The organism is Streptomyces sp. NBC_00236 (assembly GCF_036195045.1).
Lineage (GTDB): Bacteria > Actinomycetota > Actinomycetes > Streptomycetales > Streptomycetaceae > Streptomyces.
The window spans coordinates 3,064,099-3,077,322 of the sequence record NZ_CP108100.1; the positions used below are offsets into that span (position 1 = coordinate 3,064,099).

Genomic DNA, 13,224 nt, shown 5'->3' on the forward strand with positions numbered 1-13,224 from the left:
ACCCGGCGATCGAGGGCAAGGCGGCCACCGGGACGCACCCGGCAGCCGCCTCCCCCGGGCCACCGCCTACGCGTGCGTACGCAGCAGCGTCCGCATCGTCCGCATCGCCACCGACAGGTTCGCCAGGTCGAACGCGTCCGACCCCTGGATCTCCTCCAGCGTGGAGCGCGAGCGCGACAGGATCGCCGCGTTCTTCTCCTCCCACGCCTCGAACCGCTCCTGCGGCGAGGAGGACCCGTTGCCCACGCTCAGCACGTCGCCCGTGAGCGCCGCGTGCGCCGCGTACAGGTCCTCCCGGATGGAGGCACGGGCCATCGACTGCCAGCGGTCCGCCCGCGGCAGTTCGATGATCCGGTCCATCAGCTGCGTGATGCCCAGCCGGTCCGCGAGGTCGTAGTACACCTCGGCGACGGACAGCGGGTCCTTGCCCGTGCGGTCGGCGATCGCCACGATGTCGAGCGCCGGGAACGCCGACGAGAATCCGGCGACGCGCTGGGCGAGCACGTCCGGGACACCCGCCTCGGTGAGCTCGTCCAGGATTCCCTGGTACCACTCCTGGTCCGCGCCCATCAGCATCTTGGGCAGCTCCGCCCAGACCTGCTCGACACCGTCGCGGAAGAAGTCGATCGTCTCGGCGATCTCCAACGGCTGCGGCCGGTTGCCCAGCAGCCAGCGCGAGCCGCGCTCGACGAGCCGGCGCGAGTGCAGCCGGATCCGGGTCTGCACATCGGCCGCGACCTCGTTGTCGAGCGCCTCCACGGCGTCCCACACCTCACCGAGGCCGAAGATCTCCCGGGCCGCGAACTGGGCCCGCACGATCTCCCCGATCGAGGCGCCGGTCTCCTCCCGCAGCCGGTGCAGGAACGTCGAACCACCGGTGTTCACCGTGTCGTTCACCAGGACCGTGGTGATGATCTCGCGCCGCAGCGCGTGCCCGTCGACCGCGTCCGGGTAGCGCTCGCGCAGCTGCTGCGGGAAGTAGGCGTGCAGCAGCTTCTGCAGATGCGGGTCGTCCGGCAGGTTCGTCCCGATCAGCTCCTGCGCCGCCGTGATCTTCGTGTAGGCGAGCAGGACGGCCAGTTCGGGCTGGCTGAGCCCCTTGCCGGCGTTCAGCAGTTCACGGATCTGCCGGTCGGTCGGCAGGAACTCCAGGGCCCGGTCGAGGTATCCGTCACGGCCCAGCCGGCGCATGAAGCGCTGTTGGGCGTGGAGGAGGGAGGACGCCTGGGCGGACGAGTTGGCGAGCGCGGTGTTCTGCGCGTAGTTGTTGCGCAGCACCAGGTGGCCGATCTGGTCGGTCATCTCGGCGAGCAGCTTGTTGCGCTGCTTGACCGTCATGTCGCCGTCCCGCACCAGGCCGTTGAGCAGGATCTTGATGTTCACCTCGTGGTCGGAGGTGTCCACACCGGCGCTGTTGTCGATCGCGTCGGTGTTGATCCGGCCGCCGGTACGGGCGAACTCGATACGGCCGAGCTGGGTGGCCCCGAGGTTGCCGCCCTCGCCGACGACCTTGGCGCGCAGGTCCTCGCCGTTGACGCGGATCGCGTCGTTGGCCTTGTCCCCGACGTCCGCGTTCGACTCGGCGGAGGACTTGATGTACGTGCCGATGCCGCCGTTCCACGCGAGGTCGACGGGGGCCTTGAGGATGGTCTGCATCAGGTCGGCGGGCGTCATCTTGGTGACCCCGGCCTCGATGCCGAGCGCCTCGCGCATATGGGCGTTGACCGGGATCGACTTGGCGCTGCGCGGGTGGATGCCACCGCCCGCGGAGATCAGCTGCTTGTCGTAGTCGGCCCAGGAGCTGCGCGGCAGGTCGAAGAGGCGGCGCCGCTCGGCGTACGAGGTCGCGGCGTCCGGCTTCGGGTCGATGAAGATGTGCCGGTGGTCGAAGGCCGCGACGAGGCGGATGTGCTCGGAGAGGAGCATCCCGTTACCGAAGACGTCGCCGGACATGTCGCCGACGCCGACGACGGTGAAGTCCTCGGTCTGCGTGTCGTGGCCGAGCTCCCGGAAGTGCCGCTTGACGGACTCCCAGGCGCCGCGGGCGGTGATGCCCATGCCCTTGTGGTCGTAACCGGCCGAACCGCCGGAGGCGAACGCGTCACCGAGCCAGAAGCCGTACGCGACGGCGACCTCGTTGGCGATGTCGGAGAACTTCGCCGTGCCCTTGTCGGCGGCGACGACGAGGTAGGTGTCGTCCTCGTCGTGCCGGACGACATCCTTGGGCGGCACGACCTCGCCGGCGACCATGTTGTCGGTGATGTCGAGCAGCGCCGAGATGAAGGTGCGGTACGAGGCGATGCCCTCGGCCATCCAGGCGTCACGGTCGACTGCCGGGTCCGGCAGCTGCTTGGCGACGAAGCCGCCCTTGGCGCCGACCGGCACGATGACGGTGTTCTTCACCATCTGCGCCTTGACCAGGCCGAGGATCTCCGTACGGAAGTCCTCTCGGCGGTCCGACCAGCGCAGACCACCACGGGCGACCTTGCCGAACCGCAGGTGGACGCCCTCGACGCGCGGCGAGTAGACCCAGATCTCGAACGCCGGGCGGGGGGCGGGGAGGTCCGGGATCGACTGCGGGTCGAACTTCATCGACACGTAGTTGTGCGGCTTGCCGCTCTCCGCGCGCTGGAAGAAGTTGGTGCGCAGGGTGGCCTTGATGACGGTGAGGAAGGACCGCAGGATCCGGTCCTCGTCGAGCGAGGCGACCTGGTCCAGGGCGCCGTCGAGTTCTTCGAGGAGCCCGTCGGTCAGCTCCGTACCGGCGCTCTGCCGCTCCGGCGACATCCGGGCCTCGAACAGCGAGACCAGCAGCCGGGTGGTGTGGACGTTGTTCTGGAGGGTGCTCTCCATGTAGTCCTGGCTGAAGGTCGATCCGGCCTGGCGCAGGTACTTGGCGTAGGCGCGCAGCACCATGGCCTGCCGCCAGTTCAGACCGGCGCTCAGGACCAGCGCGTTGAAGCCGTCGTTCTCGGCCTCGCCGGTCCACACGGCGGCGAACGCCTCCTGGAACCGTTCCCGGGCGTCGTCGGCCAGGTAGCCGCCGTTGGCCGTGGCCTGGGGCATCCGCAGCCCGAAGTCGTAGATCCAGGCGTGCGTACGGTCTGCGCAGCGCAGCTCGTACGGACGCTCGTCGACGACCTCGACACCGAGCCGCTGGAGCGCCGGCAGGACGGCGGACAGGGAGACCTGCTCACCGGTCCGGTAGATCTTGAACCGGCGCTCGCCGGGGGCGGCGCCGACCGGCTCGTACAGGCTGAGTGCGAAGTCCTTCCCGTCCTCCTTGAGGGCTTCGAGGTGGACCAGGTCGGCCACGGCGGAGCGCGGCGAGTGGTCGGCCTTGTAACCCTCGGGGAACGAGTGGCCGTACTGACGCAGCAGCTCGGCGGCACGCTCCTCACCGCACTCGGCGCCCAGCGCCTCCTGGAAGCCGTCGGCCCAGGAGCGAGCGGCCTCGACGAGCCGGGCCTCGATGCGGTCGGCCTCGGCGTCGGTGAGGCTGGGCAGCTCGCTGCCGGGGGCGACCCGGACGACGAAGTGCAGCCTGGACAGGATCGACTCGGTGTTCCAGGCGGTGAAGTCGACGCTGGTGCCGTTCAGCTCCTCCTTGAGGATGTCGATCAGCCGCAGGCGCACGCCGGTGGTGTAGCGGTCACGCGGCAGGTAGACGATCGCGGAGTAGTAGCGCCCGTACTCGTCCTGGCGCAGGTAGAGCCGGAGCCGGCGCCGCTCCTGGAGGTAGAGCACCGAGGTGACGATGGAGCGCAGCTGGTCGGGCGGCGTCTGGAAGAGCTCGTCGCGGGGGTACGTCTCCAGGATCTGCAGCAGGTCACGGCCGTCGTGGCTGTTGTACGAGAAGCCCGCGCCCTCCAGCACCTCGGCGACCTTGCGGCGGATGACGGGCACCCGGCGCACGGACTCGGTGTAGGCGGCGGACGAGAACAGTCCGAGGAAGCGGCGCTCGCCGATGACGTTGCCGTCGGCGTCGAACTTCTTCACGCCGACGTAGTCGAGGTAGCTGGGACGGTGCACGGTCGCCCGGCTGTTGGCCTTGGTCAGGACGAGGAGCTTGTGCTCACGGGCCTTGGCGCGGGCGTCGGCGGGCAGCCGGTCGAAGGAGGGGCTGACCGGGTGTGCCTCGTCCTCGGTGTGCTGCGGGTCGGCGCGCAGGATACCGAGGCCGGTGCCGGGCACGGCGGCCAGCGCGTCGCTGTCCTTCAGTTCGTACTCGCGGTAGCCGAGGAAGGTGAAGTGGTCGGCGGCGAGCCAGCGCAGCAGTTCCCGCGCCTCGTTGACCTCGTCGTCGGCGAGGTCGTCGAGCGGCTCGCCGGGCAGGTCGTCGGCGATGCGCAGCGCGGCATCCCGCATCTTCTCCCAGTCCTCGACGGTCTCCCGTACGTCGGACAGGACCCGCAGGAGGTCGAGCTGGATCTGCTTGAGGTCGGCGCGGTCGGTCTCGCGGTCGATCTCGACGTGGATCCAGGACTCGACGAGCGCGTCGTGCGGCAGCTCGGCCCTGGCGTCCTTCGCCCCCTTGGCGTTCTTCCGGCCTGCCTGGGGGTCCGTCGAGATGCCGACGCCCTCGGTGAGGACCTCGATCAGCTTGCCGGTCACATCGCGGCGGACGATGACCTGCGGGTGGATCACGACATGGATGCCGCGACCCTGACGGGACAGCTCGTTGGTGACGGAGTCGACCAGGAACGGCATGTCGTCGGTGACGACCTCGACGACGGAGTGGCTGCAGGTCCAGCCGTTCTCCTCGACGGTCGGGGTGTGCACCCGGACGTTGGCCGTGCCCTGCGGACGGTTCTCGGCGAGGCGGTAGTGGGAGGAGGCGGCGCCGAACACGTCGACCGGGTCCCGGCCGGCGATGTCCTCCGGAGCCGTGTGGAGGTAGTAGCGCTGGAGATAGGCGAGCAGTACGTCCTGGCCCGAACGCTCCTGCCCGGCCCCGGTGCCGTCGTCGGCCCCGGTGGCCGCGACGCGAACCCGGGGGGCACCGCCCGGGCCACCGACACCACCGCCCGGGCTGTTGTCAGCTACCTTGGCAGCCCGTGCGAGCAGCTCGGCCTTGGCTTCGTCCAGCTTGGTCTGCATGTCCTCTGGCTCCTGTCGCGCGCCGTTGCGTGACGTAGGTGAAAAAGGCGACGTACCGCCGCGACACGGGGTTTCCGGTCTGAGTCGACGCTATGCCGCTATGAGAGACGCCCGGGACCTTATTGGCCATTTTTGGCGGTCGGGCCGGGCTGAGGGGATCAGTGGCGGCCCGGGTGCTGTGGCACTCCGGGCTCGGGCCGGGGGCTTCGCTGCCCCCGAGGCGTATCGCGCTGATCACGGGGTCCAGGCTATCTCGCCCGCCCCCGTAACCGTCACGAGCCGCATGTGTACAAAAGAAGGCCCCGAACTTTGACACTTCGGACAGCGCACGGGCCCCGACTGCCGCACTCTGGTTCCGACACACAGAACAGGCCGACGCACCGTGGGGAGCCCCGCCATGGCACCGAAGATCCTGATCGTCACCGGCGACGCCGCCGAGTCCCTCGAAGTCCTCTACCCGTACCAGCGCCTGCGCGAGGAGGGGTACGAGGTCCATATCGCCGCTCCCTCCCGCAAGACGCTCCGCTTCGTGGTCCATGACTTCGAGGCCGGCTTCGACACCTACACCGAGAAGCCCGGCTACACCTGGCCGGCCGACCTGGCCTTCTCCGAGGTCGACCCGGACGATTACGTGGCCCTGGTGGTCCCGGGCGGGCGCGCTCCCGAATACCTGCGCAACGACGCCGATCTCCGCACGATCCTCTCGGCGTTCTTCGACACGGACCGCCCGGTGGCCCAGATCTGCCACGGCCCGCTGATGACGGCTGCGACCGGCGCGCTGAAGAACCGGCAGGTCACGGCCTATCCCGCGCTGGCACCCGACATGGAGACGGCCGGAGCCACCTTCCGGGACACCGAGGTCGTGGTGGACGGCACCCTGGTCTCGTCCCGCGCCTGGCCGGACCACTCGGCCTGGATGCGTGAGTTCCTGACCGTGCTCCGCACCAAGGCCCCGGTGACCTGAGCCCCGTCCCCGCGGCCCGGGCCCGCCCACGGGGCCGCCGGCTACTCGCTCAGCTGCTGGGCGAGGGCCGCGGCCTCGGCCAGGGTGTCCACGACGGGCACCCCTGCCGCCTCCAGGCTGCTCCGGCTGTGCGAACCGCCGGTGAAGAGCACCGCCTTCGCTCCGACATGGGCCGCAGCCACCGCGTCGTCCACGGCGTCACCGATGACCACCGTGTACTCGGGTGATATCCCGTCCAGCGCGGCGAAATGGCGCTCCATGTGCTGCGCCTTGCTGCCGCCGGACGGCCCGGTACGCCCGTCGACGCGGACGAAGTGCCGCTCGATGCCGTACCCCCGGACGACGGGGACCAGGTGCTCGTGCCCGTACATGCTCAGCAGGGACTGACTCCGGCCGGCCAGCTGCCACTGCGCGAGCAGCTCGGCGGCCCCCTCGGTCAGCCCGCAGGCCTCACGCTGCTCGGTGTAACTGCGGTGGAAGACCCCGTCCATCCGCTCCCACTCGGCCTCCGTGGGCAGCCGGCCCATCAGGCGCTCGTAGAAGCGGGGTATCGGGATGCAGTACATCTCCCGGTACTGCTCCAGGGTGATCGGCGCCAGGCCGATCTCGCCGAACGCGGCGTTCGTCGCGCCGACGACCGCGATGTTGTCGTCGAGCAGAGTGCCGTTCCAGTCCCAGACCAGATGCGTGCGGTGCTTCCCGTTCGTCCCCATGCGAGAAAAATACCCGCTGTCACTGACAACCGGACGAACAGCCCTTCGCGCGGCCCTTCACGGCCCCGCTCACCCGATCAGATTCGGGATCTCCTGGATGCCGAACCACAGGAGCTCGTGGTCCTCGGCGCCGTCGACGGTGAACTGGGCGTCGTCGTCCCCGAGGTCCGCCGCTCCCAGGGCTGCCGCGGCGGCCGTGACGTCCTTGTCGGCCTCGTCCGAGTCGACGTGCACCGCGGCGGCCTTGGCCAGCGCGACCGCGGAGGCGATGGTGACCTCACCGAGCGACGAGGCGTCCAGGATGTGGTCCGGGTCGGCGACCGCGGCCCCGTCCGGCACGTCGACGGCGACGACGACACGCCGTCGGGCGGCCCCGGGGTCCCCGGCGATCAACCGCAGCGACGCGGACGCGGCCCGGTTGAGCGCCGCGTACTCCAGCTCCTCGATGTCGTCGGAGACGTACCACTCCCGCAGCGCGGGGGTCACCGCGTAGGCGGTCAACGGGCCCGGGCCGACCTCGCCGGCCCGGTGCGCCGCTGCGAGCCCGGAGAGGGTCAGGGGGACGTACACGCGCATGACTGGGGTCGCTTTCGTAGTCGGAACGCCCTCAGGATACGTGGGGCGTCCCCCTTTGGGGTTACGTGTCCGGCCCCCGCCCCGTCCACCCGGCAACCGCCCCTCACCCTGCCCGGCCCGCCCCGGGCCCCCTCACCGGACCGGCCCCGCCACCCGGATAGGTGAATCCCGGAACCTCCCCCCTCGGCCTACCCACGCTTGCGGCCGCCTCCGCCGTCCCCGTAGAAGATCCACAGCAGAAGTTACCGCCCGGTACTCACCGGGCCTCTGAAGCACGGGGGCGACAGCGATGAGCACGAACAGGACCCGGCCCACCGGACGGCACGACGCACGCAGGCCCGAGGCCGTACCCGCACAACGCCGCCGGACCGACCGGCGGATCAGGCCCCACCACTGGTTCGCGGAACGCCTCCTGGCGGTCCTCAGCGGCCAGCGCCCCGTCCACTGGATGCTCGGCCACACGATCGGCGAGGCCTACGACCAGCTCGCCGAACTGGCCCCCGCCACCCCGCTCAGGAGCCGCGGCGCCCGCCCGGTCATCCGCATGTGCCGAGGCGCCCAGCCGGCTCCCGGCGTCGTCGAGGCCTGCGCGAGCGTCGCGGCGGGCGAACAGGTCCGCGCCATGGCCTTCCGCCTGGAACAGGGCCCCGACCTCCGCTGGCGCTGCGCCGCGGTGGAACTGGGCAACACCCCGGTACGCCACCCCTGACCTGTCTCGGCCCCGCTCTTCTCAGCCCCTCCGGCGTTTGAGGAGCGGGGTCCGGGGCGGAGCCCCGGTTACGGGAAGGGGCGGGGAGGGGAACAGGCCCGCCGCAGGCGCACCACCCGCTCACCCACCCGCACGTCACGTCACGTCACGTCGCGACACCCACCCAGCCAGCCACGCACAACGGCCTGGGCCGGACACCCAACGGTGCCCGGCCCAGGCCGCAGAACGATCAGCGCACGCTACTTCTTGCGGCGACGCCCACCGCCACCACTCTTCTGCGCCTTGCGCCGCTCCGCGCGGGTCAGCCCGTCCGAATCCCCGGAGGCCCCACCGTCACCGTTGGAGAAGTCGCCCTCGACGACACCGCCCTCCCCGTCCACCGTGGGAGCGGAGAAGTGCAGCCGGTCCGGACGCTGCGGAGCGTCGAGCCCCTTGGCCCGGATCTCCGGACGCGCCGCCGGAACGGCGTCCTCCTTGGACAGCGACGTCGCCGCGTCCTGGACGGGAACCTCCTCGACCTGCTGCTCGACCTGGACCTCCAGGTTGAACAGGTAGCCGACGGACTCCTCCTTGATGCCCTCCATCATGGCGTTGAACATGTCGAAGCCCTCGCGCTGGTACTCGACCAGCGGATCCTTCTGCGCCATGGCACGGAGGCCGATGCCCTCCTGGAGGTAGTCCATCTCGTAGAGGTGCTCACGCCACTTGCGGTCCAGGACGGACAGGACCACGCGCCGCTCCAGCTCACGCATGATGTCGGAGCCGAGCGTCTTCTCCCGCTCGTCGTACTGCTCGTGGATGTCGTCCTTGACGGACTCGGCGATGAACTCGGCGGTGACACCGGCGAGATCCCCGGCGGCCTCCTCCAGTTCGGCAACCGTGACCTTCACCGGGTAGAGCTGCTTGAACGCGCCCCACAGCCGGTCCAGGTCCCACTCCTCGGCGAACCCCTCCGCCGTCTCCTGGCGGATGTAGTCGTCGATCGTGTCGTCCATGAAGTGGCGGATCTGGTCCTGCAGGTCCTCGCCCTCCAGGACCCGGCGCCGCTCGCCGTAGATGACCTCGCGCTGCCGGTTGAGCACCTCGTCGTACTTCAGGACGTTCTTACGCGTCTCGAAGTTCTGCTGCTCGACCTGCGACTGAGCCGACGCGATCGCCCGCGTCACCATCTTGTTCTCGATCGGTACGTCGTCGGGCACGTTGGCCATCGACATGACGCGCTCGACCATCTGCGCCTTGAACAGACGCATCAGGTCGTCACCGAGCGAGAGGTAGAAGCGGGACTCGCCCGGGTCGCCCTGACGGCCGGAACGGCCACGGAGCTGGTTGTCGATACGGCGCGACTCGTGCCGCTCGGTGCCCAGGACGTACAGCCCGCCGAGTTCCTTGACCTCGTCGTGCTCGGCCTTCACGGCCTGCTCGGCCTTCTCCAGGGCCGCGGGCAGCGCCGCCGCCCACTCCTCGACGTGCTCGACCGGGTCGAGTCCGCGCTGACGCAGATCCGCCTCGGCCAGGTCGTCGGGGTTGCCGCCCAGCTTGATGTCCGTACCGCGGCCCGCCATGTTCGTCGCGACCGTGACGGCGCCCTTGCGCCCGGCCTGCGCGATGATCGGCGCTTCCCGGTCGTGCTGCTTGGCGTTGAGGACCTCGTGCTGGACACCGCGCTTGGAGAGCTGCTGCGAGAGGTACTCGGACTTCTCGACCGAGGTGGTGCCGACCAGGATCGGCTGGCCCTTCTCGTGCTTCTCGGCGATGTCGTCGACGACGGCGGCGAACTTCGCGACCTCGGTGCGGTAGATCAGGTCCGACTGGTCGGCCCGGACCATCGGCCGGTTGGTCGGGATCGGCACCACGCCGAGCTTGTAGATCTGGTGGAACTCGGCGGCCTCGGTCATCGCCGTACCGGTCATGCCCGAGAGCTTGCCGTAGAGGCGGAAGAAGTTCTGCAGGGTGATCGTGGCGAGCGTCTGGTTCTCGTCCTTGATGTCCACCCCTTCCTTCGCCTCGATCGCCTGGTGCATGCCCTCGTTGTAGCGGCGGCCCGCGAGGATACGGCCGGTGTGCTCGTCGACGATCATGACTTCGCCGTCGATGACGACGTAGTCCTTGTCCTTCTTGAAGAGTTCCTTGGCCTTGATGGCGTTGTTGAGGTACCCGACGAGGGGGGTGTTCACCGACTCGTAGAGGTTCTCGATGCCGAGCCAGTCCTCGACCTTCGCGACACCGGGCTCATGGATCGCCACGGTCCGCTTCTTCTCGTCGACCTCGTAGTCGCCGGTCTCCTCGATGCCCTTGAGCGGGTTGCCCGCCTCGCCCTTGGTCAGACGCGTGACCAGCTTGGCGAAGTCGCCGTACCACTTGGTGGCCTGGTCCGCGGGGCCGGAGATGATCAGCGGCGTACGAGCCTCGTCGACCAGGATCGAGTCGACCTCGTCGACGATCGCGAAGTTGTGGCCGCGCTGCACGAGCTCGTCCTGCGCCCAGGCCATGTTGTCGCGGAGGTAGTCGAAGCCGAACTCGTTGTTCGTTCCGTACGTGATGTCGCAGCCGTACTGCTCGCGGCGCTGGGCCGGAGTCATGTTGGCGATGATGCAGCCGACGCTGAGTCCGAGGAACTTGTGGACCCGGCCCATCATCTCCGAGTCACGCTCGGCCAGGTAGTCGTTGACCGTGATCAGGTGCACGCCCTTGCCCGAGAGTGCGTTGAGGTACGCGGGCAGGGTGCCGACGAGGGTCTTGCCCTCGCCGGTCTTCATCTCGGCCACGTAACCGAGGTGCAGGGCTGCGCCGCCCATCATCTGGACGTCGTAGTGGCGCTGTCCGAGGACCCTCTTGGCGGCCTCACGGACGGTCGCGAATGCCTCGGGGAGCAGGTCGTCCAGGCTCTCGCCGTCCGCGTACCGTTCCTTGTACTCGTCGGTGAGCGCCCGCAGCTCGGCGTCGGAGAGGTTGACGAAGTCCTCTTCGATGGAGCTGACCTGGTCCGCGATGCGGTGCAGTTTGCGCAGGATCTTGCCTTCGCCTGCACGCATGAGCTTGTTGAAGACGGACACTGAGGCTGGTCTCCTTGCCGGTCGGGCCTGGCACTGGGTCGTGTTATGGACTCTGGCGCGGGCACGGCAGGTGGGCCCCACCGCAACGGCCATCGTAAGCGAGGACCCCGCCGCGCCGGGAGGGCTGCCACCGCCTTGACCCCGCAGTGCCCTTCCGAATCAACGGCCGAAGGGCGCCGAAGGTGCCGGGAAGACCGAAAAGTACTCGCCACACGAGGGTTCCCTCACCAGAATCCGTACATGGAGCCGATCACTCTCACCACCGACCGCCTGCTTCTGCGTCCTTTCGTGCCGGGCGACGCCGACGCACTGCACGCGGCCTGCCAGGACCCCGACATCCAGCGCTGGACGGTCGTCCCCTCGCCGTACGGCCGCGCGGACGCGGAGCTCTTCGCCCGGCAGCTCTCACCGGGCGGCTGGCAGGACGACTCCATGTACAACTTCGCCGTGGTGGTGCGCGACGGCGGTGCCCTGGCCGGCGCGCTCGGCATCAACCGGCGCACCGGGCCGGGGACGTACGAGGTCGGCTTCTGGACCGCCAGGGAACACCGCGGCCTCGGCTACACGACGGAGGCGGTCCTCTGCGCCGCCCGCTGGACCTTCACCGCGCTCGGCGGAGACCGGCTGGAGTGGCGGGCCGAGACCGGCAACCTTCCCTCCCGAGCGGTCGCGCTGCGTGCCGGCTTCCACATGGAGGGCGACCAGCGCTCCGGGCTGATCAACAAGGGTGTGCGCCGCGATACGTGGGTCGGCGCCCTGCTCCCGTCCGACCTCGGGCTGCCCGGCACCGACGCCTATCTGCCGGCCGACGCCGTCGGCCGGGCGTGAGGGGCACCGGTCCCGCCCTGGATGTCACCGGCCCCGCCCTGGATGTCAGTGCCGCCCTCTAGGGTGCGTGGCATGACGTCTGTGCAGCCTCCCGCAGCCGAACTCTCCGCCGACCAGGCCCGCAGGATCGCGCTGCGCGCCCAGGGCTTCCTCGGCGCCCCGGACCGACGGGCCGGGGTGCCCGGGGTCCTGCGCCACCTGGGCGCCGTACAGCTCGACACGATCTCGGTGCTCGCGCGTTCGCACGAACTGATTCCGTACGCGCGCCTGGGGATGATCGGCCGGCAGTCCGTCGAGGAGGCGTACTGGTCGGGCGGTCGCGCGTTCGAGTACTGGTCGCACGCGGCCTGCATCCTGCCGGTCGAGGAGTGGCCGCACTTCGCCTTCCGCCGCCGCGCCTACCGTTCCCGCCCGCAGTGGCATCACGACCTGCCGGACGGCGCCTACGAGACCGTCATCAAGCAGCTGCGCGCCGAGGGCCCGCTGACGGCGACGGAACTGGGCGGCGCGAAGAACGGCGGGGAGTGGTGGGACTGGTCCGCCTCGAAGGTGGCCGTCGAGCGGGCCCTGATGTACGGCGAGGTGGTGTGCACCGAGCGGCGCGGCTGGAAGCGGGTCTACGACCTCGCGGAGCGCGCCCTGCCCGCCGCCGTGCTGCACGACGACCTGGACGACGCGGAGTGCCTGCGCCGTCTGGTGGCGCTCGCGGGGCGGTCACTGGGTGTCGGCACCCGCATGGACATCGCCGACTACCACCGGATCAAGGGCGAGCAGTTCGACGCCGTGGTGGCGGACTCCGGACTGGTGCCGGTGACGGTTCAGGGCTGGGCGAAGCCGGCCTGGGCGGATCCGGAGGCGCTGGCCGCCGAGCCGCGCGGACGCCACCGCACGACGCTGCTGTCGCCGTTCGACTCGCTGGTCTGGGAGCGGGCGCGGACCGAGCGGATCTTCGGCTTCACCCACCGCCTGGAGGCGTACGTCCCCAAGCCCAAGCGGATCCACGGCTACTTCGCGATGCCGCTCCTGGCGGGCGGAAGGCTGCAGGGCCGGGTCGACCCGGCTCGCGAGGGCACGACGCTGGTCGCCCGGCAGGTGTCCCTGGCGGGCGCCAAGGCCGTGGCACCGATGGCGCAGGCGCTGGTGGAAGCCGCCTCCTGGGTCGGCTGCACGGAGGTCCGGCTGGAGCGGGTGGACGCACCGGAGCTGCGCGCGCCGCTCACCAGGGAAATCGCCCGCGCCCTGGCGTGAGCGACCGCATTTCTGCGGCTTTACCCCCGCGCC

8 protein-coding genes are annotated in these 13,224 nt (G+C 70.0%); 4 read left to right on the forward strand and 4 right to left on the reverse strand.

The window, feature by feature from the left end; translation table 11 throughout:
• Positions 1–66: 66 nt before the first annotated feature.
• The gene (locus OG446_RS13680) at positions 67–5,100 is read right to left on the reverse strand and encodes an NAD-glutamate dehydrogenase (RefSeq protein ID WP_328894296.1); all 5,034 of its coding nucleotides are present in this window, start codon (positions 5,098–5,100) and stop codon (positions 67–69) included.
• A gap of 397 nt (positions 5,101–5,497) precedes the next feature.
• Between OG446_RS13680 and OG446_RS13685 the strand changes: the two genes are divergently transcribed.
• Positions 5,498–6,064 (forward strand): DJ-1/PfpI family protein, encoded by a 567-nt coding sequence (locus tag OG446_RS13685; RefSeq protein ID WP_328894297.1) that lies wholly within the window; start codon positions 5,498–5,500, stop codon positions 6,062–6,064.
• A 41-nt stretch (positions 6,065–6,105) separates the two neighbouring features.
• On the opposite strand, the gene OG446_RS13690 is transcribed toward OG446_RS13685, so the two are convergent.
• Together OG446_RS13690 and OG446_RS13695 are read right to left on the reverse strand one after the other, a co-directional pair.
• Positions 6,106–6,777, reverse strand: a complete 672-nt coding sequence (locus OG446_RS13690) for an HAD family hydrolase (RefSeq protein WP_328894298.1) — start codon at positions 6,775–6,777, stop codon at positions 6,106–6,108.
• A 69-nt stretch (positions 6,778–6,846) separates the two neighbouring features.
• Positions 6,847–7,353, reverse strand: coding sequence for a DUF6912 family protein (locus OG446_RS13695; protein ID WP_148018955.1), 507 nt, complete (start codon positions 7,351–7,353; stop codon positions 6,847–6,849).
• Between the two features lie 289 nt (positions 7,354–7,642).
• Here OG446_RS13695 and OG446_RS13700 point away from each other — a divergent pair, with 289 nt between their 5' ends.
• A complete protein-coding gene (locus OG446_RS13700; RefSeq protein WP_328894299.1) occupies positions 7,643–8,062 on the forward strand; it encodes an Rv3235 family protein in 420 nt (139 codons plus the stop codon).
• A gap of 239 nt (positions 8,063–8,301) precedes the next feature.
• Here OG446_RS13700 and secA read toward each other — a convergent pair whose 3' ends face one another.
• Positions 8,302–11,115: a preprotein translocase subunit SecA gene (gene secA, locus OG446_RS13705; protein WP_328894300.1), complete on the reverse strand. Its 2,814-nt coding sequence runs from the start codon at positions 11,113–11,115 to the stop codon at positions 8,302–8,304.
• A 240-nt stretch (positions 11,116–11,355) separates the two neighbouring features.
• Here secA and OG446_RS13710 point away from each other — a divergent pair, with 240 nt between their 5' ends.
• Together OG446_RS13710 and OG446_RS13715 are read left to right on the forward strand one after the other, a co-directional pair.
• Positions 11,356–11,943, forward strand: a complete 588-nt coding sequence (locus tag OG446_RS13710; RefSeq protein ID WP_328894301.1) for a GNAT family N-acetyltransferase — start codon at positions 11,356–11,358, stop codon at positions 11,941–11,943.
• A gap of 72 nt (positions 11,944–12,015) precedes the next feature.
• Entirely contained in the window at positions 12,016–13,191 is a 1,176-nt protein-coding gene (locus OG446_RS13715) for a winged helix-turn-helix domain-containing protein (RefSeq protein ID WP_328894302.1), read from the forward strand.
• Positions 13,192–13,224 lie beyond the last annotated feature (33 nt).

Excerpts from the sequence above, each read along its gene's own strand:
- OG446_RS13680 (WP_328894296.1), bottom strand. The coding sequence starts at position 5,100 with ATGCAGACCAAGCTGGACGAAGCCAAGGCCGAGCTGCTCGCACGGGCT.
- OG446_RS13685 (WP_328894297.1), top strand. The coding sequence starts at position 5,498 with ATGGCACCGAAGATCCTGATCGTCACCGGCGACGCCGCCGAGTCCCTC.
- OG446_RS13690 (WP_328894298.1), bottom strand. The coding sequence starts at position 6,777 with ATGGGGACGAACGGGAAGCACCGCACGCATCTGGTCTGGGACTGGAAC.
- OG446_RS13695 (WP_148018955.1), bottom strand. The coding sequence starts at position 7,353 with ATGCGCGTGTACGTCCCCCTGACCCTCTCCGGGCTCGCAGCGGCGCAC.
- OG446_RS13700 (WP_328894299.1), top strand. The coding sequence starts at position 7,643 with ATGAGCACGAACAGGACCCGGCCCACCGGACGGCACGACGCACGCAGG.
- OG446_RS13710 (WP_328894301.1), top strand. The coding sequence starts at position 11,356 with ATGGAGCCGATCACTCTCACCACCGACCGCCTGCTTCTGCGTCCTTTC.
- OG446_RS13715 (WP_328894302.1), top strand. The coding sequence starts at position 12,016 with ATGACGTCTGTGCAGCCTCCCGCAGCCGAACTCTCCGCCGACCAGGCC.